This window comes from Paenibacillus sp. P22, assembly GCF_000469945.2.
In the GTDB taxonomy this organism is placed as follows: Bacteria; Bacillota; Bacilli; order Paenibacillales; family Paenibacillaceae; genus Paenibacillus_O; species Paenibacillus_O humicus.
The window spans coordinates 1-25,136 of the sequence record NZ_CBRA020000093.1; the positions used below are offsets into that span (position 1 = coordinate 1).

General features: G+C 61.9%; 20 protein-coding genes. 5 read left to right on the forward strand and 15 right to left on the reverse strand.

Annotated features, from left to right (window positions below):
• The 3 genes from BN871_RS28405 to BN871_RS14080 all read left to right on the forward strand — a co-directional run.
• On the forward strand, positions 1 to 510 hold a 510-nt coding region (locus BN871_RS28405; protein ID WP_048746739.1), incomplete at its 5' end, for a helix-turn-helix domain-containing protein.
• A gap of 93 nt (positions 511 to 603) precedes the next feature.
• Entirely contained in the window at positions 604 to 1,560 is a 957-nt protein-coding gene (locus BN871_RS14075; protein ID WP_021880748.1) for a methyltransferase domain-containing protein, read from the forward strand.
• Between the two features lie 155 nt (positions 1,561 to 1,715).
• A complete protein-coding gene (locus BN871_RS14080; protein ID WP_048746742.1) occupies positions 1,716 to 2,231 on the forward strand; it encodes a phosphoesterase in 516 nt (171 codons plus the stop codon).
• A 130-nt stretch (positions 2,232 to 2,361) separates the two neighbouring features.
• On the opposite strand, the gene BN871_RS29085 is transcribed toward BN871_RS14080, so the two are convergent.
• The 4 genes from BN871_RS29085 to BN871_RS14100 all read right to left on the reverse strand — a co-directional run bounded on the left by BN871_RS29085 (position 2,362) and on the right by BN871_RS14100 (position 11,245).
• Positions 2,362 to 3,456, reverse strand: coding sequence for an S-layer homology domain-containing protein (locus tag BN871_RS29085; protein WP_048746744.1), 1,095 nt, complete (start codon positions 3,454 to 3,456; stop codon positions 2,362 to 2,364).
• On the reverse strand, positions 3,432 to 5,138 hold the full coding sequence (locus tag BN871_RS29090) for a carbohydrate-binding protein (protein ID WP_232313064.1): 1,707 nt from the start codon (positions 5,136 to 5,138) through the stop codon (positions 3,432 to 3,434). The genes BN871_RS29085 and BN871_RS29090 overlap by 25 nt, the downstream gene beginning before the upstream one ends.
• On the reverse strand, positions 5,077 to 9,348 hold the full coding sequence (locus BN871_RS29095) for a glycoside hydrolase family 3 N-terminal domain-containing protein (RefSeq protein ID WP_232313059.1): 4,272 nt from the start codon (positions 9,346 to 9,348) through the stop codon (positions 5,077 to 5,079). The genes BN871_RS29090 and BN871_RS29095 overlap by 62 nt, the downstream gene beginning before the upstream one ends.
• Positions 9,349 to 10,000: 652 nt before the next feature.
• Positions 10,001 to 11,245, reverse strand: coding sequence for a hypothetical protein (locus BN871_RS14100; RefSeq protein WP_021881439.1), 1,245 nt, complete (start codon positions 11,243 to 11,245; stop codon positions 10,001 to 10,003).
• A 103-nt stretch (positions 11,246 to 11,348) separates the two neighbouring features.
• Here BN871_RS14100 and BN871_RS14105 point away from each other — a divergent pair, with 103 nt between their 5' ends.
• Positions 11,349 to 12,341, forward strand: a complete 993-nt coding sequence (locus tag BN871_RS14105) for a phosphotransferase family protein (RefSeq protein ID WP_048746750.1) — start codon at positions 11,349 to 11,351, stop codon at positions 12,339 to 12,341.
• Positions 12,342 to 12,443: 102 nt separating this feature from the next.
• On the opposite strand, the gene BN871_RS14110 is transcribed toward BN871_RS14105, so the two are convergent.
• Entirely contained in the window at positions 12,444 to 13,286 is an 843-nt protein-coding gene (locus tag BN871_RS14110) for an aldo/keto reductase (protein ID WP_048746777.1), read from the reverse strand.
• Positions 13,287 to 13,472: 186 nt separating this feature from the next.
• Positions 13,473 to 14,693, reverse strand: coding sequence for an MFS transporter (locus tag BN871_RS14115; RefSeq protein WP_048746752.1), 1,221 nt, complete (start codon positions 14,691 to 14,693; stop codon positions 13,473 to 13,475).
• A gap of 141 nt (positions 14,694 to 14,834) precedes the next feature.
• Here BN871_RS14115 and BN871_RS14120 point away from each other — a divergent pair, with 141 nt between their 5' ends.
• Positions 14,835 to 15,194 (forward strand): helix-turn-helix domain-containing protein, encoded by a 360-nt coding sequence (locus tag BN871_RS14120; RefSeq protein WP_048746754.1) that lies wholly within the window; start codon positions 14,835 to 14,837, stop codon positions 15,192 to 15,194.
• Positions 15,195 to 15,291: 97 nt separating this feature from the next.
• On the opposite strand, the gene BN871_RS14125 is transcribed toward BN871_RS14120, so the two are convergent.
• The 9 genes from BN871_RS14125 to BN871_RS14165 all read right to left on the reverse strand — a co-directional run bounded on the left by BN871_RS14125 (position 15,292) and on the right by BN871_RS14165 (position 25,016).
• On the reverse strand, positions 15,292 to 15,843 hold the full coding sequence (locus BN871_RS14125; RefSeq protein ID WP_048746779.1) for a DUF1273 domain-containing protein: 552 nt from the start codon (positions 15,841 to 15,843) through the stop codon (positions 15,292 to 15,294).
• 16 nt (positions 15,844 to 15,859) lie between these two features.
• Entirely contained in the window at positions 15,860 to 17,167 is a 1,308-nt protein-coding gene (locus tag BN871_RS14130; protein ID WP_048746756.1) for a DNA recombination protein RmuC, read from the reverse strand.
• Positions 17,168 to 17,184: 17 nt separating this feature from the next.
• The gene (locus tag BN871_RS14135; RefSeq protein WP_048746758.1) at positions 17,185 to 18,318 is read right to left on the reverse strand and encodes an N-acetylmuramoyl-L-alanine amidase; all 1,134 of its coding nucleotides are present in this window, start codon (positions 18,316 to 18,318) and stop codon (positions 17,185 to 17,187) included.
• Positions 18,319 to 18,346: 28 nt separating this feature from the next.
• Positions 18,347 to 18,634 carry a HesB/YadR/YfhF family protein gene (locus BN871_RS14140; protein WP_048746760.1) on the reverse strand — a complete coding sequence of 96 codons (288 nt, stop codon included), beginning with the start codon at positions 18,632 to 18,634 and terminating at the stop codon, positions 18,347 to 18,349.
• A gap of 388 nt (positions 18,635 to 19,022) precedes the next feature.
• Positions 19,023 to 20,036: an NlpC/P60 family protein gene (locus BN871_RS14145; RefSeq protein WP_048746762.1), complete on the reverse strand. Its 1,014-nt coding sequence runs from the start codon at positions 20,034 to 20,036 to the stop codon at positions 19,023 to 19,025.
• Complete coding sequence (locus BN871_RS14150; protein WP_048746764.1) at positions 20,033 to 21,139, reverse strand: mandelate racemase/muconate lactonizing enzyme family protein; 1,107 nt, start codon at positions 21,137 to 21,139, stop codon at positions 20,033 to 20,035. Before BN871_RS14150 ends, BN871_RS14145 begins: the two co-directional genes overlap by 4 nt.
• A gap of 35 nt (positions 21,140 to 21,174) precedes the next feature.
• Positions 21,175 to 22,158, reverse strand: coding sequence for an LD-carboxypeptidase (locus BN871_RS14155; protein WP_232313060.1), 984 nt, complete (start codon positions 22,156 to 22,158; stop codon positions 21,175 to 21,177).
• Positions 22,155 to 23,768: a peptide ABC transporter substrate-binding protein gene (locus BN871_RS14160; RefSeq protein WP_048746780.1), complete on the reverse strand. Its 1,614-nt coding sequence runs from the start codon at positions 23,766 to 23,768 to the stop codon at positions 22,155 to 22,157. The genes BN871_RS14155 and BN871_RS14160 overlap by 4 nt, the downstream gene beginning before the upstream one ends.
• Positions 23,769 to 23,999: 231 nt before the next feature.
• Positions 24,000 to 25,016, reverse strand: a complete 1,017-nt coding sequence (locus tag BN871_RS14165; protein ID WP_048746782.1) for an ABC transporter ATP-binding protein — start codon at positions 25,014 to 25,016, stop codon at positions 24,000 to 24,002.
• Between the last annotated feature and the right edge of the window lie 120 nt (positions 25,017 to 25,136).

The window sequence follows — 25,136 nt, forward strand, 5'->3', positions numbered from 1 at the left end:
ATGAAAATCATGAATTTCTTTCATAAATCCGACCATCCGGCAACGATCAAGGAAATTGCGGACCGAATGGGCGAGGTTCCGGCCAAAGTGTATTATCATGCGCGCAAGCTTGAAAGCATCGGCCTGCTGGAGCTGGTCGAGACGAAGCAAATCAACGGAATTACAGCGAAATTCTATAAAGCCTACGACGGAACCGTCAATATAAGCCGGGACGAGGCGGATGACGAGTCCATCAAGGAAATTTTCCGATCCGAGTCCCAGAAGCTCGCCTCGAATATGTTCGACGCAGCCAAGGAAAAATATCTGGCAAGTTCTGAAGCCGGACGGAAAAGAACCGGCACCCTTTCCAACTCGGACGTTTACCTGACCAAGGAAGAAGCCGAGGAGTTCCTGAAACTGGCCATTGAATTCGCGCAGACCCACTCCAGGCGGACTCGCAGCGAACAAGCGGAATACCATCTTTTCCTTTCCCTTTCAGCGGTGAGCGAAGACGGACTGAAAAGCAAATAAAGCCCAAGCTGAAGGCCATGGACTACCGCATAGACGGCAAGCTTCCTTCGTGAATAGACTGTATGAACCGCTTTACGCGAAGGATGAGGTAATGTGAAAATAGACCTGGGCTGCGGGACGATCAAGCATCCAGGATGCCACGGGATCGACAAGCTGCCCTATGATGGCGTCGATCTCGTTCATGATTTCGATTCCCCGCTTCCGTTCGAGGCTGGAACCGTCGACTTCGTCATGGCTTCCAACAGCCTTCAATATGCCGCGGATGCGGATTTTGTGCTGCGCGAAATCTACCGAGTATGCCGTCACCGCGCCGTCGTGTGCATCGTCGTTCCGTATGCCCATGTCTCGGCGCACATCGCGAACCGCCGGTATCGTCAGCTGCTGAATGAGCACGCTCCCCGCTACTGGACGCGCCATCCGGTCTGTTACGTCGATCCGGACGAATACAAGCTTTCCGGCAGCCGGAATTGGTCCTTGATGGAAGAAGCTGTCATCTTGCCGATCGAGGAAGAGGATGCCGAGCAGCAAATTGCCGAAGGGGAAAGCGAAGAGCTGGATCTGAGGCTGCTGAAGCTGGAATTTTTCTACTTCCCACCCTACGACGGGCTTTACGAGCCTCATGAGCTCTCCCTGCTTCGTCAGAGCCAGATGAATGTCGCCTACCAAATGATGCTCCATCTGGTCGTCGTCAAAGAACGGATTTCGGATGAAGAGATTTCGATCATGGCCGCGCAGCCTCTTGAAGAGCCTGTTTACGTGGACTCCCAGCGGTTTCGGCCGCAGGAGGAAAAAAGCGGCGAGCCGTTTTTATACACGGGTCCGATGGATCTGCTCCTGGACGGAATGCGGGCGGGCGAGGCCGGTTCGGCTTCGGCATCCATTCCCGAGGAAGCCGCTTCTCCGGCTGCTCAGCAGTCTCCGCCGTCCAATCGTCGCCACGATTCCTCCAGGCGAAAAAAGCGAGCGGCGCGCAGCCCCAAGAAAACGCCGCCTGCCCGGAATAAGCCCAACCGAAGCAAGCGTGCCGGAAAACGGAAGCCGTCTAAATAAAGCCGTCAGGATCGTTTCCTGCGGCTTTTCCGCCTTTATTGCGGAGGACGACAGCATGCTGCGCATCATGGACGTACCTTGCCGGACTTATACATCTAGGCGAAGATGGAAACAATCGCTTCATAGCGCATGCAGCCGATAAGGGAGGAACAGCCATGCCGGAAATATTTGTCACATCGGACCATCATTTCGGACACCGGGAAATCATCGATTATGAATCCCGGCCGTTCGCCGATGCCGGGGAAATGGATGCCGCCATGATCCAACGCTGGAACGAGGCCGTCTCCGAGGGAGATACCGTCTACCATCTGGGAGACTTCTCCTTTGGCGGCTTGGGCAGAACCCGGGAAATCGTCGGCGCCTTGAACGGGTACAAGCATCTGATCCTCGGCAACCACGACCGCGACCGGAGCCGCGAATGGTGGCTTGAGGCCGGCTTCGACGAAGTGCACGAGCAGCCGATCGTATACCGAGGCTTCTACTTCCTCAGCCACGAGCCCATGTACATGAACCGCAGCATGCCTTATTTGAACGTGCACGGACATATCCATGGTCAAAAATACGCCGGGCGCAGTTATTTCAACGTCTCGGTCGAGCATTGGGACTATCGTCCCGTCTCCTTCGCACAGGTGCTTGACTTCGTTGCTTCCGGGGAAGATCGGTCCACATGAATACGGACCTGCCTGCTGTCTGCATCGGCGTGCCGGACAGCCCGACTCTCCTCCTGCCGCTTCCGCTTTGGAAGGGATAAAAAAAGCTTCCCGGCCGCAATGGCCGGGAAGCTTTTTCTCCTTGGACGGGTCAGTCCATCCAAGCGTACAGACGATAGATCAGCACGGCTGCCTCTGCGCGTGTCGTCAGGCCTGCCGGGTTCAGGCTGCTGCCATCCCCTCTCAGCAGTCCCGCCTTGACGAGCGCCGCTGCGGCTTCAGCCGCATACGCCGCTACAGCGGACCGATCGTTGTAGCCGTCAAGATCGGAGACGGACGCCTCCGGCAGCGGCCGGCCTGCCAAATTCAGGGCTCTGGCTGCCATTGCCATCATTTCCTGCCTGCTTATCGGTGCCATAGGATCGAAGCTTCCATCCTCCCTGCCTGCCGCGATCCCAAGCGATTTGGCGATTGCCGCCTCCTCCTCGTAATAGGAGCCCGCCGGAACATCCGCGAAGGAAGCTCCTGCTTCACCGCGAAGACCGAGCGCCTTCACGAGCATGAGGACGAAGTCGGCCCGGCGCACATTCGCGGCTGGCGTGAAGACTTCAGCTCCTGTTCCTCGGATGATGCCCTTGGCGGCCAGAGCGTCGATAGCTTCGGCTGCCCATGTCAGATGAACCGTATCCTTGAATTCCTTGACCACATATTCAATCTGGAAATCCCCAAGCAGCGAAGTCTGGAACTCGACAGTGCCCGAGCCCGCTCTGTAGCGGGCGGTCGGCACCGCTGCGGCGATACCTTTTTCGTCCGACATCCGCACCGTTATGCGCTGCGGATGTGCGGACTGTTCCACGCCTGCCGAGTACGGCAGCTTGACCCCTACCGCTTGCAGCTTGCCGCGCCAGAGGAGAGATTTGCCGGCAGCCGAGAGGGTGATTCGTACGCCGGATGGGCTTGCCGCGCCTTGGATCCGGGCTATTTCGAGCTCCACGGTTCCGGATGCGGGATCTCCGTACCCTTTCAGCATTTCCGCCGGAAGCGTCACGATCCCGGCAGCCGTTCGAATCTCAAGCGCGGCTTTGCCGTCTGTCAGAGCGGCCGCCGGTATGGAGATCCGGTACCCTCTTGCTCCCGACAGGGCGGGAACTTGAATCGAGATGCCCGCCGCTCCCATACCTGCCGCACGCTTCAGCTCATCGGCGCCGATGGAGGCAGCGGCTATTCCCGATGCGGGATCAAGCACAGGAACGGCGGTCGTGATGTCCGCTCCGGAAGGGGCCGCCGATGGAGATGGCGTTGGCGACGGAGTCGGCCAGTATGGCGGCCAAGCGTCGGCGTCGCCGAAGGTGTCGCGCTCGGCGTCGCCGAAGGTGTCGCGCTCGGCGTCGTCGAAGGTGTCGCGCTCGGTGTCGCCGATGGCGTCGCGCTTGGCTGCGATTTGCCGGTTACATACGTGAATGCGGCCGTGAAGCTGCCCGGCAAGCCATCCTTGAAAGCGGCTGCGCGGATGACGGCGGTTCCGGATACCGCGATTGGACCGTTTGCTGCGATACCGTTGTCCGGAGCAGGCAGCGAACCGTCCAGCGTATAGTACACCGTCGCGCCATCGGTCGCGCTCGCCAGCAGCAGCTCCTGCGGCGAGTCATACTTGCCCGCTTTCAGGGAAGCGGACGGAACCGCTGCCCGGCTGAGCGCCGGCCGGTTCTCTTCGGACGTCGGCTCCAGCCGGATCCAGTCGATGTTGAAGCCGTCTCCCTGGTCCAGCACGCCGATCTCCTGCACGCCCGCCTTGAGGGAGACGATATGGGAGACGGTCTTGTACGCGCCCCAATCGCCTGTGGACGGCAGCGCCGCGGTGCCTTTCAGCTCGCCGTCCGCGAACAGGGCAGCGGATACTCCTCCTTGCTTCGTCGCGTAGCGGTAGGTCGCCTTGTAGTTGCCGTCCTGCGGGACGTCCACCCGATAACGCAGCAGATTGCCCGCATTCGTGTAGCCCACGTTGGCCGTTCCGGCCGCTTTATTCGTCTCGATGGCATTGCGTCCGGAATCGAAGTAGCTCTCCGCCTCGATGTTCAGGATGCCGCCAGCGTCCGCGGCGAAGAGGTGGAGCGGCTCGATGGCCAGCGCCCCGATCTCGAAGCCCTCCACGTTCGCGGCCAGGCGCAGCGTGATTTCGCCTTGCGGCAGCGCGGCCGTCTTGCGGCTCTTCACCCAGTTCCCGTAAATCTGCGGGACGTCGTACGACGCCAGGACAGCGTCTCCGAGCTTGAGATCGAACGCGCCCATGCCGCCGGCTTGAGAGCTCATTTCAAGCGTGAAGGTGTAGCTGCCCGCTTCCGGGACATCCAGCTTGTAGTCGATCCAGTCGCCAGCCTTGATGCCGGTCAGCTTATGGCCGTCCGCCGCTCCCCCCGCGCCCTCGGAAGGGCCGCTCATAGCGGCGTAATCAAGCGCGCTTGCGGTGCCCGGAACCGGAATAAGCGGCGGGTTGTCCTTGCGGACGATGCGCGGACCGATCTCGATCCAGTCCAGCGATACGTTCGTTCCGCCAACGGACAGGCGGAGCGTATGCTCCCCCTTGGACAGCGGAATGGCCGAGGTCAGCGTCGTCCATTCGTCGGACGCGGCGAGGGAATCCTGTTGGACAGCTCCTCCTCCGTCCAGCTTCCAGGAAGCGTCGGCGGCCGAGTCTCCGCCACGGGTCCGGTAACGGTAGGTCAGCAGATAAGCGCCGTCCTCCGGCACGCTGACCCGGTAATCCAGCCAGCTGCCCGGAACCGTACCGGCCGCTCCATCTTCGATGAGAACGCCGGAGGACTCGTCCGCCTGCTCGGCTTGAATCCGCTTCGGCAGGGCGGCGGCGCTATTGCCGGCCGTCGTCAAGCGAATGTCGCGCAAGCTGTAGCCGGTCCCTTCCGCCGTCACGCCCAGAGCGTGCTCGCCGGCGGGCAGCGCCAGCTTGACCCGCGCATAGCCGTACGGATTCGGCCCTGCGTAAGTATCGCGCGTCACCGTCAAGGTCCCGGCATCCGAGCCGTATGGCCGCAGAAGCGCCGGAAGGCTGTCCGGCATAACCGAGATCGAGGAAGTAGCTGCCGGCCTTCTTGACCGTCAGGTCGTACGTGAAGGAAGCCGGCTCGGACGACTCGCCTTCATTGAGGCCATATACTTCGCCCGTAACCGTATCGGTCTGATAGACGCCTCTAGCGCGGTCAAAGTCCGCCGCGCGGAAGCTGCCCGGCGCGGTCCGGCCCAGCTCGGGACGAATCCACGAGAACGTGGTGACCGCCTTGGCCGGAACGACCGCGGAGATCTGCGTGCCGTCGCTCATGAGCTTGATCGGCTGGTCCTTGTCGGTCTGGTTGATTGCGACGGTTACGACCTTGCGTCCGTCCGGACTGACAAAGGCGACATTCGTCACGGTGCCGGAGGAGCCGTAATCGCTCTCGATCCTTTTGTAGCCAGGGAGGACGAACTTCGAGAATTGGCCCATCAGGTACGTCTCCGGAGCGATCCAGTAGTTGTCGCGGTCCGAGGAATCCTGGATGACCGGAGTCGGATCCGGCGTGCCGACCCACTGATGCGACTTGATGTCGCTGTCGAGCATGACGACCCAGGAATTGTAGCTGCGCGCCCAATTGCGGAAGTACTGGGCGATGCGGTCGGCTCCCTTCGTGCCCCAGACCGCGCGTTCGGTCAAGTAGACGTTTTTGTCCGGGAACAGGTCATGCAGCTTGGTCATCTCGCTCAGCTCTCCGCCGTAATCGTGGAAAGCCGTTCCGTCCACTGCCGCGTATGCGGCCTTGTCGCGCAGAAGCTGGGCGGGATAAGCCATCGTGTCGCCCGGATTGTGGTCGTACGTGAGCAGTCCGACGTGTCCGAAGCCCGCCGCATCCAGCTTCTGGCGCAGCAGCACCATCAGCCTTGCCTGCTGCTGCCAAGACATTTTCGTGCTCGGATAATCGATTTCCAGCAGAGGCTCGTTCTGCACGGTCAGCATTTCCATCGGAATGCCTTCCGCTTGGTAAGCCTGCACGAACTTCACGAGATAGTCCGCATAGACCGGCAGATACTCCTCCTTGATTTCTCCGCGGATCATGCTGCCCGTCGTTTTCATCCAGCCTGGCGCGCTCCACGGAGAAGCGAAGAACTTCACGTCCGGGTTGATCGCCTGGATTTCCTTCAGCGTGGAAATGATGTGCAGGTCGCGGTCCTTCTGAATCGAGAAATGCTCCAGGCCCGGATCGGTCTGTCCTGCCGGCATGTCATCATAGGTGTAGAACGGCTGCCCGGTGAAATCGGCCGTGCCGATCGTCACGCGCACAAGGCTCATGCCCGCCCCTTCCGCCGGATCGAACAGCTTGCCCAGCAGCTCCTTGCGCTTGTCCGCCGACATCTTGGCGAGATTGCCGACCGTCGATTCCTCCATCGACGAGCCGATGCCGACCATGGATTGATAAGTCACATCCGGATCGAGGGAAAGGACCGTTCCAGCGGCTTCGTTCGGCCGGACGATATCAAGAGGCTGCTGCTGCTCCAGCTTTTTGTCCTCCGGCTTGGAACGGTCCGCATAATACCACTGGATATTGCCGGGATCGCGCTCGCTCGTCGTCCAGCTCTGCACCGCGTCCGCCTGAATCACCTCCGGCACCGTGCCGTCCCCCGGCTCCCCGGTGCCGGGCTGGCCTCCGTCAGCCGGAGCGTCTCCCGTGCGGGAGAACTTCAGCCAGTTGAGGTTCATGCTCCCCCCCGTGAACAGGATGCGCAGGCTCTGCCTGCCTTCGGCGGCTATCGGAACGCCATGCAGGACGGCCGTCCCCCAGTCCTGGTAGCTGTTGATTTTCGGCAGCTTCACGGAGCCGAGCTCCTTGGCGGTTCCGTCCAGAATCTTGACGCCCGATGAATCTCCCCAAGAGGCGTAGCGCACCTCGACGTCGTACAGGCCGCTTTGCGCATTGACTTCGTATTGGAGCCAGTCGCCGGCATCGATATAACCGACGTTCTTGCCTCCGCCTTCATCCTGGGTAGTTTCCGTCTGCACCGCTCCCGGCGCGCTCATCGCGCTGTAATCCTCCGCCTGCACGACGCCCGGAACCGGAATGCTCGTGTCCGGCTGAGCCGGAGGCTGCGGCAGATCATCCGGAGTCGGCTGCGACTTGGTCAAGCCGTACCCCGTCTTGAACAGGAACTGCCCGGAATCGCCGGCATGATCGTAGGCGCTCAGGCTGAACGGCCATTTCAAAGGCAGCTTGCCCGTAAAGTCCTTGCTCCCGAGCAGCACGTCCGCGACTCCATCGCCCTCCGTGCCGGTGAGCCAGGCGGCTACCAGCCCCTGGATGTCCTTCAGCTGGTCGCCGATCGTCATCGGGCGGCCCGAGACGAGCACGAGAACGATCGGCAGCTCCGGATCGGCAGCCCGAACGTTGGCCAGCGTGGCCAGATCCTCCGTATTCAGGTTAAGGTTGGACGTATCCCCGTCCGATTCGGCATACGGCATCTCGCCGACAACGACGATGGCCGCGTCATGGCCTTTCGCGCCGCGGCCATGCTCGTTGTAGGTCACCTTCTTGCCGCCGGACTCCGCCGCCTTCTGCAAGCCTTGCAGAATCGTCGTGCCTTTGGTGATCGCCCCGGCGCTGCCCTGCCATGTGATCGACCAGCCGCCTGCCTGCCTGCCGATATCGCCCGCCGCCTTGCCGGCAACGAAAATATCCTTCATTCCGGACAGCTGGGACATAATCGGCGACTCGGAGCCGTCCTCGCCCGGAACGACATCGTTCTTGAGCAGCACAAGCGACTGCGCGACCGCTTCGCGAGCGACCGCCCGGCTCTGAGCCGAGCCGAATGCGGCCTGTTGATCCGGGTCGGACTTCGGATGCTCGAAGACGCCGGAATCGAACTTCACCGTCAGGATCCGCGACACGGCGTCGTCGATCCGCGCCTGTGAGATTCCGCCTTCCTCGGCCAGCTGCTTGAGGTCGGTCACGACCTCCTTCCACTTGTCCGGCTCCATGATCATGTCGACGCCCGCGTTGACGGCCGTCTTGACCTGGGCCTTCAAGCCGCTGACGGCGTTGCCCTGCCAGTCCTTCGTAATCTGGTCGATCGCGTTGTAGTCGGAGACGACGAAGCCCTTGAACCCGAGCTCTCCCTTGAGCTTGTCCTGCAGGAGCCGCTGGTTGGCATGCATCTTGAGGCCCTGAATGCTGTGGTACGAAGCCATTACCGTGCCGACGCCCGCTCGGACGGCCGCCTCGTACACCTGCTTCTCAAGCGCCCAGATCTGCTCCTCCGAGTACCGCGTCACATTGCCCTGGTTGATGCCGTTGTCGGTGTAACCCTCCCCGATAAAATGCTTCGCCGTGGCGACGACCTTGTCCGGCCGCTGCAAATCCCCGGGCTTCCCGCCCTGCAGCCCCTTGATGTAAGCCGCTCCAAGCTCCGCCGCAACGGCCGGATCGTCGCCGAAGCCTTCGTAGGTCCGGCCCCAGGAGATGTTCTGGACGTCGGCGAGCGTCGGCGCGAACGTCCAGTTGATGCCGGTGGCGCGGATTTCCGCCGCTGCCGCAGCGCCCGCCTTTTCGACCAGCTCGGCGTCATGCGTCGCAGCCAGGCCGATATTATGAGGAAACAGCGTGGCGTCCTTGACGTTGTTATGGCCGTGCACGCCGTCCACGCCGTACAGGAGCGGAATGCCGAGACGCGTCGACAGAGCGCCGTCCTGATAGCCGTTGTACAGCTTGGTCCACTGCTCAAGAGTGCTGTCGGCCAGCTTGCCGTTCGGGAACGAGCCGCCGCCGCTGAACACCGAGCCGAGCCCGTAGGCCAGAACATCCTCCGGCGTGACGGATGCCCGTTCCGCCTGGACCATCTGGCCGACCTTCTCGTCCAGCGTCATCCGGCCGAGCAGGTCCGCGACGCGTTCTGCCGTCGGTTTCGACGGATTGTAATAAGCCGGCAGCGACGCCGGATCTGCCGGCGCGGCGGCGGCATGCAGCGGCAGCAGGCCGAGCAGCAGCGAGCCGGCCGTCGCTCCAGCCAGCCACCGTACCGCCGGGCGGCGTACGGACGGAGATCGGCGGCTGAATCGGCCGCTTCTGGACTTATCGGCCTGGGTTCTTTTCATCGTTGGCATGAATGGCTTGAACCTCCCTGTGAATGAATAATGCCTTAAATGTTATCGATTACATTTTGCGGAATGAATCCGAATTACTTTGCCGGCCGGCTTTCCCCTTCGCGTCCAAAACAATTCCGCCTATTTCGTAAGCGTTTCCATTTTGAAGCGGCTTGTCTCTTCAGTACCCCTGCTATCCCATCAAACGCGTCGACAGAGCAACCCTCGATCCAGGCGATGCTCCATCGGTCAAACAAGGCGGCAGCAGCGTCCATCAAACGGGACAACCATGTCACTAAGGCGGCTCAAGCGGTCAGGGCAGTCTCGCAAAGAAGAGCAAACGCGGCAAGTATCCCTTTCACTATAGAGTCGCGGCCATTAAGGAGGCAAGGGACCAAACTCCCGGAATGCAGACCATTCCCCCTTCGGCAGCGGGGATTACGGTGCGATGTTTGGCAGGTCTTTTGCCTCAATGCCTTATGAAATCGGTTACATCGTGTCAATCCGAGGTCCTGCTCTCTTGTCGAAAGGAAGCCTTGGAACTATGCGCGCGCCTGTCGAACCTTCAGCCGGAGTCCGACGAAAGACCCGCTTTTGTCGAACTCCTCTATCCGGGAGGGGATTGGAAATCCCAATGAAAATAACCCATATAACCGCCTCGGTATGGCCATCCTCATCGAGCGCCGGACTTCGCCCTCGGTGCCGTCCCTGTTATACTTGGAGCGAGCGACTGGAGCGGCATGCCTTCCGGCGGACAGGCAGCCCACGGCCCGATCGGGGCGGCGCGGTACGTTTTGCCCGGCTGGAGGCTCCAGCCCGGAAGCAGGCGGAATTCGCCCGCCGCGCCGTCTCTGCTGCCCGGAACGTACGAAGCCCGCTTGGACGCCTCGCCATGGCAGGCGAGCTGCAGCATGCGTCCGGCGAATAGATCGCAACCAGGGTCGGCGGCAAGCTCGACCCGGATCAGATCCGGCTCGATCAAGCGGACTCCTTTGATCTTGAGCGCTTGCCAGGCGCTCCCCGCGAACTCGTCCCGGCCGATCCGGCCCCAATCCATATCCGCTGCATAGAGCTGTCCCGGAGTGAACGCATACCCTTCGGGCAGGCGAAACTGCGGGGCCTGCACGCCGCCTTCGAGCTGTGTCCTCTCCACATATCCGGCAAGGAGAGGCAAGCCTCCTGCAGGGCACACCCGTACCGTCTTTCCCTCCAAAGGCGGCACGATCTGATAGTGCCTGCCGCCGCTCACGTTGTCCGGATTCAGCTTCAGCAGCGGGCCCGAGCAGTCCGTCCCGGCTTCATCCGCGCACACCATCCCGCAATCGGCGACGCCGTCGGCGAGAAGCGGCACCACTTCAATGGTGTCGTACGAGATCTGCCGCACATAACGGAAGAAGAGGCGGTCTACGCCGGCTTTGAAGCCAAGCTTGTCGCCGCCCCGATAGGAGAGCGTGTAACGCTTGCCCGGCTGCTGCAGAGCAGTCGGGACGATGTAGCTGGCCTTCGTCCCCGCCTTCAGGCGGGGCGTACCGGACAGCTCCAGATCGCTTCCAAGCTTGAACGAGGCCCTCGCCGTATCCGCCTCGAGCTCCTCGTCCGCCAGCGGCCTGCTGAAAATGACCTGAATCGAGATGGGACTCAGCGCATCAACCTGCAGCAGCTCCTTCGGAAGGAACTTGGCCAGCGGCTTCGGCACGGACTTGGTCTTGCCTCCCGGCGCTCCCTTGCCTTCCTTCGAACCGAAGCTCCCAAACCTGCCGAAGAGGCCTCGGCTGTCGAAGCCGGCAGGCATGCCGAGCGGAACAGCCGCCGTCAACGCCAAGCCGGCTCCTTGCTGCCCAAGCAGCCGGAACCGTTCAGGGAACGGTTCCACAGGGGAATGTTCGGACACGCCGTCAGCAGAAAACGGTTCAAGCACAGGCTCTCACTCCATCTCGATATTGGCATATGCCTACTTTATGCTTTTGCAGGATTGTTGGTGAGATGACTGCAATTTGGATTTGAAAGGGGAGACCCGACGTATGAAGGAAAATTGGGAACGAGGAGAAACGCCGCCCGAGCCGGAGCCGCACATCATCCGCGAGCTTGCTGCAGCCGCCTTGCCGGAGCTGCGGCATTGCACGCCTCGACGCACCGGAGCCGGGCTCAGCAACCTCGTGTACAAACTGGATTCGGGAGGGCGTTCCTACGCCCTGAGAATCTACAGGCAGAATGCTGTGGTCGCGCGCAAGGAAGCGTCCATTTCCCGCTTGCTCGCTGGAAGCCTTCCGGTGCCGCGCCTCCTGGCTTCCGACTGGAGCGGCTCGCTCTATCCTGCTCCTTGGGCGATCATGGAATGGATGCCCGGCGTGCTGCTCGCGGACGAGTTCCGCTCCGGCAGCATGGATGCCAAGTCGGAATGGCATCATGCAGCCGGCCGTACGCTGGCGGCCATCCATGACATCCGTTTCCAGGAAGCCGGCTTCCTGGACGGGGAGCTTGCGGTCAGCGAGCCGCTCGCCTTGAACGGAGAGGGCTGGCGGCAATTCATCGCGCATTGCCTGGAGGCGGCAGCAGGAAGCCTGCTTGGAACGGAAGCGACGCGGAGGCTCGATCATTTCGGCGTCAGCTTCTCGCCTCTTCTCGACCTGCATGCCATGTTGCCCGTGCTCGTCCATTCCGACTACAACGCATTGAACGTGCTTGGCGTGAGGACAGGCGGCCGCCGCGAGCTGTCGGCCGTTCTCGACTGGGAATTCGCCTATGCCGGCAGCGCCATGGCGGACATCGGCAACTGGCTCCGCTACGAGCCTCGCGGCACCGCCGCCGAGGAAGCCTTCGCCGCCGGCTACCGGTCAGGCGGAGGCTTCCTGCCGGAGCGGTGGCGGGAGCTGTCGCTGCTGGAGGATATGGTGGCGCTATGCGACTTGCTGAGCCGCTCCGGGGAGCATGCTCCCATCCGCACGGCGGATCTGCGACGGCTGATCGGCTTCACGATGGACCGGGCCGAGGAAGGGCGGCAGAATGTGATCTAGGGCGTCCGTTCGCCGGCGTCCTGCCCTTCGGCTCGCCCCTTCAACAAAAACGCTCCGCAGCGGAAGGTTTCCACCTTCCGTCTGCGGAGCATGTTTTCGTGCTTAAAAATCGAAGTTGTCCGGGTCCGGGCCAACGCGGCGGTTCTCGTTGAGAGCGTCGATGGACTCCATCTCGGTCGGCGTCAGCTCGAAATCGTCGACGGCTGCGTTTTCGGCCAGCCTCTCCGCCTTCGTCGATTTCGGAATCGTGATGACGCCATGCTGGAGATCCCAGCGAATAAGGACCTGCGCGACGGATTTGCCGTGTCTGGAGGCAATGTCCGACAGCAGCGGATGATCCAGCAGCTGGCCCTGCATCAGCGGCGACCAGGCTTCCAGCTGGATGCCTTGCGCCTTGGCGAAACGGCGCAGCTCCGGCTGCGACAGCAGCGGATGGAACTCGACCTGGTCGACCATCGGGCGCACCGCAGCGTCCTTCATCAAATCCTCCAGATGGCTGACATGGAAGTTGCTGACGCCGATCGCCTTCACACGGCCATCCTTGTACAGCGTCTCGAGAGCCCGCCAAGCATCCTTGTATTTCCCGGCAACGGGCCAATGAATCAGGTACAGATCCAGATAATCCAATCCTAATTTGCTCAAGCTGGCCTCATAGGCGGCCAAGGTCTCCTCATAGCCGAGGTCGGCATTCCATACCTTCGAGGTGACGAACAACTGATCCCGCGACAGTCCGTTCTCCTCCAGCGCTTCCCGGATGCCCTGCCCGACGCTGCTTTCGTTGGCATAGACAGCGGCCGAATCGATGCTCCGATAACCAAGGCGAACGGCGGCCTTGACCGCCTCGACGAGCTCCTGCCCCTCCTCGACCTTGAATACCCCCATGCCGAGCCAAGGCATGGCGACCCCGTTGGCCAACGCAACCGTTCGATTCGTAAATGCGTTCATTCCCATCTCCCTTTCCTTGATTGCTGTCATGCATCCTTGTGCAATGCAACCTCGGTCTTTGGCTCTTGCTCCCGTGTCCTGACTGCACTTGCATGACTGCTCTAGCCGCGACTGCTCTTTATGACTGCATTTGCATGACTGCTCCTGCTTTCCAGAACGCAATTCAACTTCAACACTGCCTGAAGCTTAGACCGTCTGCCTTTCGGCAGCCATCGCTTCAACCTTCGAGCTTTTCTTCTCCAAGAGCAGGCTCCATGCGGTCAAAACAACTGCGGACGCCACCATGATAGCTCCCATCCACGTGGTATGGATCAACCCCATATGGTCGGTCACCATGCCGCCCAGCCAAGCTCCCAGCGCGATGCCGCCGTTGAATGCGGCAATGTTGACGGCCGAAGCGACATCGACCGCCTTGGGAGCGTAACGCTCCGCCAGCTGCACGACATGGAGCTGGAGTCCCGGCACGTTCATGAAGGCGAACAGCCCCATCGCGAACACCGCGATCAGTCCGGCGATCTTATGCGGCAGCGCCGCCATCATGACGAGCAGGATGACGGCTTGTACGGCGAACATGGCGAGCAGGGCCGGCAGCGGCCTGCGGTTGGCCGCTTTTCCCCCGATGAGATTCCCGATGGCAATGGCGATTCCGTACAGAAGCAGAATCAGCGCCGCTGCGGATTCCTTGAATCCGGTTATCTCGTGGAGCAATGGGGATAAATAAGTGAAGACGACAAACGTCCCTCCATAACCGAGCGCCGTGATGAGGAAGGCCAACACAAGCCTGCCGCTCGTCAACAGCTTGACCTGCTCCTTCAGCGGCGTCCTTTCTCCCTGACGCAAGCCTTGAGCGGGCACAAGCACCCATGCCGCTGCGAGAGCGATAATTCCGATGAGCACAATGCCGATGAAAGCGGAACGCCATCCCAGCTGCTGGCCGATGAAGGTCCCGAGCGGAACTCCCGTCACCGTCGCGACAGTAAGACCCGTGAACATGGCCGCGATTGCGCTGGCACGCCTGTCCTCCGGAACCAGATCGGCGGCGATCGTCGAACCGATCGACATGAACACGCCATGCGCGAGCGCCGACAGCACCCGGGCCGCGAGCAGCATGCCGAAGCCGGTCGAGAAGGCGGCCAGGCTGTTGCCGGCGATGAAGACCAGCATGATGGCGATCAGCAGCGTCTTGCGGGGAATGGACGAGGTCAGCGATGTCAGCACCGGGGCGCCGAACATGACCCCGAGCGCGTACAGCGTCACGGTCAATCCGGCCATCGTGACCGGTATGTCCAAATCTCCGGAAATCATCGGCAGCAGTCCTACGCTGATGAATTCCGTCGTTCCAATGGCAAAGGCGCTGATGGCAAGCGAAAGCAGCGCCAGCGTATTTTTTCTTGAGCTTGATTGCACTTGAATTCAACTCCTTGATGTTATCTCGTGCCGGTAAATGCTATTATGGAACTGTAACAACAATTTGAACAGAACGCACTTTCAAGTACCATAGCTACTTTTTAGTTCCTTTTGCGAAGCAAGGAGAGTGAAACCGCAACCATGAAAAAATACAATATCGCGGTCGAGGCCACGCTGGACGTCATCGGAGGCAAATGGAAGACCGTCATCCTGTGCCATCTGACGCATGGAAAGAAGCGGACCTGCGACTTCCGCCAGCTCATGCCGAACATTACGCAGAAGATGCTGACGCAGCAGCTGCGCGAGCTTGAGCAGGACGGCATCGTGAACCGCATCAGCTACAACCAGGTGCCGCCGAAGGTGGAATACGAGCTGACCGATTATGGCAAGTCCCTTCAATCCATTCTGACCTCGCTATGCGAATGGGGCGACCGCCATCTGGAGAAGACGTACGGCAACCGGTTCGAGGCGCTGGAGGAAAGCGTCCTGAATCCGCGATGAATCCGGCCAGCAACCGTTCGGGCAGGACATTTCATTTCCAATCGAAAAAGGCCGGAGCCGCAGAAGTTCTGCATGCTCCAGCCTTTTTTTCTGTCGGTCAATCCGCCAGCCGTTCTTCCTCCGCGATGCTCTGGATGCTCTCCGCCGTAATCGTGAACAGGGGATAGTCCTCGTCCTGCTGCTTCCGCAGCGCCCGTTCCTTGAAATACTTCGGACTGCCTTCCCCCATCTCCTCGTCGTAGAACAGCAGCATGGCGTCGGTCTTGCGCAGCAGCAGGCTGTCGCGCGCGGTCAGCTGCCATACTCCCTCATAGGGCTGTTTGCTGACGCTGACATGATGATCGACCTGCCGCAGGATGCCTTCATAATAGGCCTTGCGGTCTTCCTTCCACTTCTCGTCGGGATTGGCGTACGCCGTCAGAATCGATATCTTGAGCTGCGGATAATCCCGCTTGAGCCCGATCGCGGCCTCGCAGGCCCACAGATCGAAGCCATAGCCCCCCGGCGAGATGATCCATTCCAGTCCGTCCTCCAATAAAGGAACGAGGCGGTTCTCCACCGCCTTGCGGATGAACGGAATCGCTTCGTGCTTTTGCGAGAAAATGTTCAGCTCATGCGCCCGGTACCCGGTCACGAGCAGATTGGCGATGCTCACGGCAGCCTCCTCATTCCGATGCGGCCTCCAGCAGCAGGTCCGGCGCCTCTCCGGCCGGCAGCTCCTGCACCTTGCGCAGCCTGCGCTCGATCGCCCGGGAACGGACCGCCGCCGCGTCGATGGAGTTGCTCGCCTCCTGCAGCTTCTTTTGCGTCTTGTCGAGCAGATCTCCGAACTTGCCGAACTCCGTCTTCACGGCGCCGAGCACCTGCCATACCTCGCTCGAGCGCTGCTGGACTGCCAGCGTCTGGAAGCCCATCTGGAGGCTGTTCAGCAGCGCGGTCAGCGTCGTCGGGCCTGCGATGACGACCCGGAACTCGCGCTGAACCTGCTCCCACAGGCCGGGGCGGCGGAGCACCTCTGCGAAGAGCCCCTCCACCGGCAGGAACATGATGCCGAAGTCGGTCGTATTCGGCGGATCGATATACTTGTCGCGGATCGACTTGGCCTCCTGCTTGATGCGCGCGTCCAGCTGCTTGGAGCATTCCGCCGCGGCGAGATGGTCGTCCGCGTCCAGGGCGTCCAGCAGACGCTGATAATCCTCGGTCGGGAACTTGGAGTCGATCGGCAGATGGATAATCTGATTGGAATTGTGCTTGTCGGGAATTCGGACGGCGAACTCCACCCGCTCGCTGCTGCCGCGCCGCGTGGCGGCGTTGCGGTCGTACTGCTCCACCGTCAGCGTCTGCTCCAGCAGGTTGCCGAGCTGGATCTCGCCGAGCGTGCCTCTCGTCTTGACGTTGGTCAGCACCTTGCGCAGATCGCCGACGCCGTTCGCCAGGCTCTTCATCTCGCCGAGTCCCTGATGCACGAGCTCCAGCCTGTCGCTGACGAGCTTGAACGATTCGCCCAGCCGCTGCTCCAGCGTCGCATGCAGCTTCTCGTCGACAGTGGCGCGCATCTGCTCCAGCTTGCGGTTGTTGTCCTCCTGCAGATGCCGGAGCTTCTCCTCCACCGTGCCGCGCATCATTTCCAGCTTCGTCTCGTTCACTCGCGTCAGCTCCGCGAGCCGCTCGGAGAAGCTGTCCAGCAGATGCTTCTGCTGCAGCGCCATATCGTTCATGTTGCCCATGAGCGTGCGGTTCATGGCGTTCATGGAAGCCGCCAGCTCCTCGCGGTTCTGGCGCGCCGCAGCCGCAGCCTCCTGGCGGCCTTGCGCCGCATGCTCCGCCGTGTAGCTGCGGACGTCGTCCCGGATCCGGTCGAGCTCCCGCAGCAGCGACGGGTCTGTCCCGGAGCGGCTCCTTGGGCGTGTGAGATAGAGCAGCGCGACGGCAGCCAGAATGACGGCCTGCAATCCCAGGATGGCATAATTCATGGGCGTTTATCCTTCTCTCAGGTTGATTTGCGGGCGAAATAGGCTTCGAAGCCTTGCGCGATCGCGGCAGCGGCTTCCTTTTGGTACTTCTCCGTCCGTACCTCCGCCTCGTCCTTGGCGTTGCTGAGGAATCCAAGCTCCAGCAGCACCGACGGCAGGCTGTTCTCCCGCAGCACATGATAGTCTCCGAACGAAATGCCGTTCGTGCCGAGGCTCAGCCCCTCAAGCGGGCCTTCGACCGCTCTCGCAAGCGGCACATCCTTGTTCTTGGAATAATAGAACACAAGCGTGCCGGAAGCCTTGGTAGGGGAAGAATTGTAATGAATGCTGACAAAAGCGTCCGCCGAGGCCTGCTCCGCGATCCGGACCCGGTCCGGGAGCGACGGCTTCTCGCTGTCTTTCGTACGGGTGAGAATGACGCTCGCTCCCCTCGCCCGCAGCTCGTCGGCGAGCAGCTTGGATGTGCTGAGCGTAAGGTCTTTCTCCTCGGTCTTATGCGTCGTGCCGATCATGCCGGGATCGTTGCCGCCATGGCCGGGATCGATGACGATCAGCTTTCCCTTGAGGCTGCCGATTCCGCTGCCGGCGGCGGGGCCGCTGCCTCCGCCCGTGCTCACCAGAGTTCCGCTTGAACTGCTTATGTATTGGCTGCTGACCCAGCCGGCCAGCCCGCCCGGCGTCTTGACGCTGCTCCATTGCCCGGACGTTTTGAGCACGGTCACCCGGTCGCCGGTCGTAACGCTCCCGACGACCGAATAACCGGTGCCGGGGCCGCTGCGCACCCGCACTCCGCTTCCCGTGATGACACTCGACTTCTGGCCGGCAGCGCCGGACAGGGACACGCTCGATGCCGAACCCGACGTTCCGACGGAAGCCGACTTGACCAGGTAGTGGCCCGCTGCCCATCCGGTGAGACCCTGTCCGCTCACCTTCATCCAGCCGAATTGTTCGTCCGTAACCTGAACCGTCGCTCCTTGGGTCAAATATCCTTTGACGGCTGCTTTCTGATCCGGTTCCTTGAGGACAGGCAGCGATTTGGTCGCAACCTTGTACGATACCGCTGCCGCTGCAACCGCGGCCGAGGGCGGTCCGACAGGCATGCCAGCCGCCAACACCAAGGCGGCCATCAGGACAACCAGCCATCTTCTCATTCCATGCGCTCCCTTCCGGCAGTACGATTTAGTAGACATCCATGAAAGCCTCATCCTGCGCGGAGTCATAGCGCAGATGTAGCTCCTTCCCGTCGAGATACCAGAGCTGGTCCTCTTCCATGAAAAAAACGAGCCCTTCCTCCTCCTGACGCAAGCCGGGCCGGCGCGATTCGTCCTTCATGATTCCGAGCGACAGCCCCGGCTGCACGCTGCCGCAGCCTCCCAGGCGCACGAAGACGCGCAGCTGGTCGCCTTCGTGAAGATTCAGCTCTTGCTTATACCAGCGGGCCGCTTCCGGATCGACCGTCAGCTTCATATGGGCGGCTCCCCTTTCCTTCCACTCTATCATTAAGTGTTTGCTAGATTTGCCATTAGTATAACAAAGGGAGCCCAATCGGGCCACCGGATGAAAAGTTTCTAACCCGGAGGAAATAAAATCCAGCGGCCGGAAAACCGTTTCTCTTCCCCGCAGGTCTAATAAATAGGGGATGAAATGAAGATGACGCAGCTAGAAGCAGCGCCGAATTGAATGTCGAAGATTACCCCGGCTACGCCAAAATGCCGATCGAAGTGGAGCTGATGCCGATAGAAAAGTAAAATCAATGCCTCCAGCGGCAGTCCAAGAGCGCCAGCCGCAGCAATGAATTCCGCAGATGAAAAAAGCCCGGCCGCCGCCGAAAGGCAGCAAGCCGGACCCGCAAGTCCTATTGGTTCCAGTAACGCCGCGAAGCGCAATGCTCGCGGTACAGCTCATAGTTCTCGTCGAACTTGACGAGCTCCACGCAGCGCCCCGTCCGGGGCGAATGGATCATCCGCCCGCCGCCGGCGTAGATGCCGACATGGTGGACTCTCCCTTTGCCTTCCTCATAAGCGAAGAACAGCAGATCGCCCGGAGTCAGGTCCTCCCGGTCGACAGCCTGCCCTTCCAGCGCCTGGTCGGAGGCGTCTCTCGGGATGGCGATGCCGGCCGCCCGGTGCATGCTGAACGCCAGGCCCGAACAGTCGTAGCCGAGCGACGACATGCCGCCCCACAGGTAGGGAAGGCCGAGAAAGCGGCGCGCCTGCTCCACGACGAAGCGGCCGGCATGATCGCCGCGGCCGCCGGCCGATGGACGGCTGATYGCCGCAACATCGGCATCGCCGCGCTGGAGCCAGCCCTTGCCGCCTTCCGGCAGCAGCACCGTCAAGCCTTCGGCGTCATCCTCCGCGACCGGCAGCCGCGTGAGATAGCTCAGCTCCATGAGGCGCTTCGGCGCCCCTCCTCCAGCCTCATCGGGATCGGAATCGAGCAGCCAGGCGGTGTCGGCGGTGACCACGGCGCAGCGGCCCGATGCCCGTTCCCCTTCCTGCCGGTCCTTGCCGCTTCGGCAGGCTCCGTCCGGAAACGCTCCCGGAGAAGGGAAGGCCAGCTGCGCCAGAGGCACCCAGCCGGGATAGCCGAGCGGCTCCTTGCAGCTGCTCTGCCCCGGAATGAATACACGAGCCCAGCCCTCCTTCTCCTCGGCCACGAGCACGCGCTCGCCATAGAGCAGCTGCGTCTGCACCCGATTGTTGTCGCATAGGTCCAGGCGGTCGTCCACCGACATTGAAGACAGCCAGCCGCGCAGGTCGGCCGGATTTGCCAGCGCCGGAGCATCCAGCTCCCGCGGCGAGTCCGGTCTCGTCCATACCGTCGCGACAGGAACCGCCGCACACGCTTCCCTCAAGTCCGCGCTCATGATACCGCCGCTCCCGGACTGGCGGCGACGCGCACGTCCCGGATGCCGAGTCCCGGCGCATCCGGGAACGTCATGACGCGGCCGTCGTAACGGACACCTCCGTCGACGATGTCGCTCCTCAGCAGCAGAGGAGCGTCGAAATCAAATCGGGTGATGTTCTTTTTGCTCGCCGCCAGATGGGCCGCCGCCGTTACCGCCACCCGCGATTCGATCATGCTGCCGACCATGCATTCCACGCCGTACTGCTCCGCCATGCCGTTGATAAGCTGGGCTTTGTAGATGCCGCCGGACTTCATCAGCTTGATGTTGATGAGATCGGCCGCCCGCATCTGGAGCACGCGCAGCGCCTCCGCCGGCGAAAAGACGGCCTCGTCCGCCATGATCGGAGTCTGGACCGCGTCGGTGACCGCCTTCAGCCCCTCGATGTCATGGGCCTTGACCGGCTGCTCCACCAGCTCGATGTCGAGCCCGAGATCCTCCATGCGGCGGATCGCCCGGACCGCATCCTTCACCTGCCAGCCCTGGTTGGCGTCGAGGCGGATCTTCACCCCGCCGCCGACGCGGCTGCGGATTTCCCGGATGCGCTCGATGTCCTCCTGCACGTCGTCCTTGCCGACCTTGATCTTGAGCACGTTGAAGCCTTCCCGGACGCAGCTCGCCGCATCCTCGCCCATCTCCTTGGGCGAGTTCACGCTCACCGTGAAGTCCGTCTCCAGGCGGTCCTTGTAGCCGCCGAGAAATTGGTACAGCGGCAAGCCGCAATGCTGGGCGACCAAGTCATAGATCGCCATGTCCACGGCGGCCTTCGCGCTGCTGCTGCCGACCATCGCTCCGTGCACGCTCTGCAGCATGCGCTCGTAGCCGAGCAGGCTTTGCCCGACGAGCAGCGGAGCGAACGTCAGCCGGATCGCCGACTCGATGCTATCGAGGCTGTCGCCGGTAATGACGATCGTGGACGGCGCCTCTCCCCAGCCGACGCGGCCGTCGCGGTCCCGGATCCGGACCAGGATGGATTCCTGGTCGTGCACGGTGCGCAGCGCGGTTTTGAACGGCTTGTGGAGAGGGGTCGACTGCCTCATCACCTGTATGCTTTCAATGTTCATGCTGTTGTCCTCCTCATGCGGCTGGCCGGGATGCTCTAAGCCGGCTCTGCGCCGTCCGAGAATCCGGATTCGTTGAAAACAAGGCTTCGGCCGCTCGTGTTCAGTACAGCTTCCACCCCAAGCGGAACGGCGATATTCGGCGAGCAGTGTCCGATCCGGAAGCCCGCCATGGCCGGCTTGCCGGCCGGCACGATGTATTCCGCCAGAACTTCGTCCAGACTCAGAGACTCCTTGCGCTTTGAAGGCTCGCAGTTATGGAAGTCGCCGACGACGATGCCGGCGGCATCGTCCAGCTTGCCGGCCTGCTTCAGCTGGCACAGCATCCGGTCGACGCGGTACGGCTCCTCGTCGATGTCCTCGATCAGCAGCAGCCTGCCCCTCGTATCGATCTCGTACGGCGTTCCCAGCGTGCTGACGAGGAGCGACAGATTGCCGCCGGCAAGCGGGCCGCTCGCTTCGCCCGGAACCAGCACCCGCAGGGGAGCGATCTCTTCCGTATAGTGAACACTATGCGGAGCTAGAAGGCGGTTATACCCTTCCAGCGTCAGCGGATGGGGACGGGCATGGCCGGCTCCGTCCTCTCCTTCCGGAAGCTCCTTCAAGTCGATCATCATCGGCCCGTGGAAGGTGACCAGGCCGCTGAGCCGCCCGATCGCCGAATGAAGAAACGTAATGTCGCTGTAGCCCCAGAAAATCTTGGGATTGCGACGGATCATGCCGTAGTCGAGCCGGTCTGCGATGCGTGCCGTGCCGTATCCGCCGCGCGCGCAGATGATGGCGGCGATGTCCGGATCCGCGAACAGCCCGTTCAGCTCCTCGGCGCGCTCTTCATCGCTTCCGGCCAGGTAACCGCGGCGCAGCGAGAGCGTCCGGCCGAGCTTCACGTTCAGGCCGAGGCGCCGCAGGTAACCTGCGGCAGCCTCCGCCTGCTCCCGGTCGCCCGGACTTGCCGGAGCCGGAATCCCGACCGTGTCGCCGGGCTGCAGCTTGCGCGGGCGGATCAGGCCCGGACGGCTCACTTCAGCTCCGCCCATTTGAAGTCGATGAAGCCGAATGGATGGCGCACGACGCCGGACAGCTTGTCGCTCTCCAGATTGACCGTGTTGTAGAAGTACAGCGGCAAAATCGGAGCCTCGTCGATCAGGATCGCTTCGGCCTCATGCATCATCTCATAGCGCTTCTTCTCGTCGCTCTGCTGGTAAGCGCCCTTGATCAGCTCGTCGTACTTGGCGTTTTTCCAGCCTGTGCGGCTGAACGGATTGTCCGACTGGAAACCGTCCAGGAAGTTGATCGGATCCGCGAAGTCAGGCAGGAAGGAGGAACGGGACAGCTGCAGCTGCAGCTTCTTCTGCTCGGCGACCATCACCTTGCTTTCCTTGCTCTCCAGCTTGACGTCGACGCCGAGATTGTCCTTGAACATCGCCTGCATCGCTTGGGCGACCTTTTGGTTGATGTCGTTCGTGCTGTAGGTCAGCGTGACGTCCGGAAGCTTGGAGTAGCCGGCTTCCTGCATGCCTTTGGCGAGCAGCGCCTTGGCATCGGCCGCGTCGAACTTCAGCAGATCTCCGCCCTTCTCGCGGAAGTCGCCTCCGGCCGCATCCTCGAGCCCCGGGGATACGAAGGCGACGGCCGGCTTGTGCTTCTGGCGAAGCACGAGATCGACAAGCTGCTGGCGGTCGACCGCTTCGGCGAACGCCTTGCGGATGTTCATGTTGTTGAACGGCTCCATCGTGACGTTGAAGCGGTAGAACGCCGTGCCCGCCGCCTCTTCGACCTTGACCTTGTTCTCTTCGAACAGCTTGTCGGCCATATCGGACGGAATGCTGCCGGTCGTGTCGAGCTCGCCGGACTGGAAGAGCTGGTAGGCGGTATTCGTATCGTTGACCATTTTATAGGTGACGCCGCCCAGCTTCACGCTGGATGCATCCCAGTAGTCCTTGTTCTTGACCATCTTCAGCTCGTCGTCATGCTTCCATTCCGTAATCGTGAACGGTCCGTTGCCGACGATCGTCGCCGCTTCGCCCGCCCACTTCGCATTCTTCTCGACAACGGCCTGGTTGACCGGGAAAAAGGCCGGGCTTGCCGTCATCTGGATCAGCCAGGCCGCCGGATGGGCGAGCGTGACCTCAAGCGTCTTGTCGTCCGTCGCCTTGATGCCGACGGCGTCGGCGGAGCCTTGGCCGGAATTGTACGCCTCCGCGCCTGCGATCGGATAAGCGAGGAAGGCCGCATCGGACGCCGTGTCGGGGTTCAGCAGCCGCTTCCAGGCATATTCGAAGTCGGACGCCTTCACGGGATCGCCGTTGGACCATTTGATGCCGTCGCGCAGGGTGAAGGTGTACTTCAGGCCGTCGTCGGACATCTTCCATTCCTTCGCCATCGCCGCTTCAGGCTTCTGATCCTTGCCCAGGCGGGTGAGCCCCTCGAAGGCGTTGTTCACCACGTCATAGGAAATCTGGTCGAAGCCGATCGGCGGATCGAGGGAGGTCGGCTCCTTGCTGTTGTTGTAGCGGAGAATCTTGCCGGAGGCTTCTCCGGTGCCGCCTCCATCGTTGCCGTCTCCGCAGCCGGCCAGTATCGTTCCGGCCAGCAGCACGCAGCTGATCAGCGCAGCAGACATTTTTTTCATGGACATGGTTGTGGCTCTCCCCTTTGATTCGAATGGTGGGATACAAGTCGATACTGCGTCCGCTGAGGCCGCAATCGAAGTCATATCGCCGATGTCTCATCTGGTCAGACGGCCTGCCTCTAATCTGTCTGCCGCAGGCCTGGCGCTCCCCTTCTCCCCCCTTGGCCCCGAATAAAAAGGGGCTAAAATGATTCTTAACAAGCGGCTCCCGGTTGTCAGCTCGCCGAACGGCTAGCCGATTGCGGCCGACCGTCCGGCCGGAGAGGACGGCGGAGCCTGCTGCGCCCGGGGATCCTCCAGCCAGCAGGATACCGAATGGCTGCCGCCCACCTGTGTCGAGGCGGGATGATGCAGCCGGCACACTTCCATCGCATGCGGGCATCGGGCCGCGAAGGCGCAGCCCGGCGGCGGCGCGAACAGATCCGGCGGCGTGCCCGGAATCGGCTCGAGCTGGCGCGAGCGGTCCCGGTCGAGCCGGGGCATCGAGGCCAGCAGCCCTCTCGTGTACGGATGCCGGGGCCTGCGGAACAGCTCCCGCACGGAGCCCGACTCCACAATCTCGCCGGCGTACATGACGCAGACGCGGTCGGCCGTTTCGGCGACGACGCCCAGATCATGAGTGATCAGCACGATGGACACGCCGGTCTTCTGCTGCAGCATCCGGAACAGCTCCAGAATTTGGGCTTGGATCGTCACGTCGAGCGCGGTCGTCGGCTCGTCGGCGATAAGGAGCGACGGATTGCAGGAGGCGGCGATCGCGATCATGATGCGCTGCCTCATCCCGCCGCTGAACTCGCCCAGATATTGCTTCAGCCGCGTTTCCGGACTCGGAATGCCGACCAGGCCGAGCATTTCCACGGCGATCCTGCGCGCTTCCGATCTCGGCACCTTGCGGTGCAGGGCGATGCTCTCGATCAGCTGCTCTCCGACGGTGAGCGTCGGATTGAGCGCCGTCATCGCATCCTGGAAGATCATTGAAATCTCTGCGCCGCGCAGCTTCCGCAGCTCCTTTTCCTTGAGCCGCGTCAGGTCAACGCCTTTCCAGACGATGCGAGAGTCCTTGCCGAGCTTCGACGTCTGTTCCGGCAGCAGCCGCATCAGGCTGCGGGCGGTGACGCTTTTGCCGCAGCCCGACTCCCCGACGATGGCCAGCGTCTCGCCTTCGCGAAGCTGGAGATCGACTCCGCGCACCGCCTGCACCTCTCCGCCGTGGGTCCGGAAGCTGACTCGCAGATTTTCGACGGCCATCAGGGTTTTGCCGGGCGCCCTGCCCTCGGCAGCTTCCCTCGGCTCCCGGCTGGCCGGCTTTTCCGTCGCCGCCGGTTCCGGCGCTGCCGTCCGGCCGTCGTAAATTGCGGGCGGCCGCTC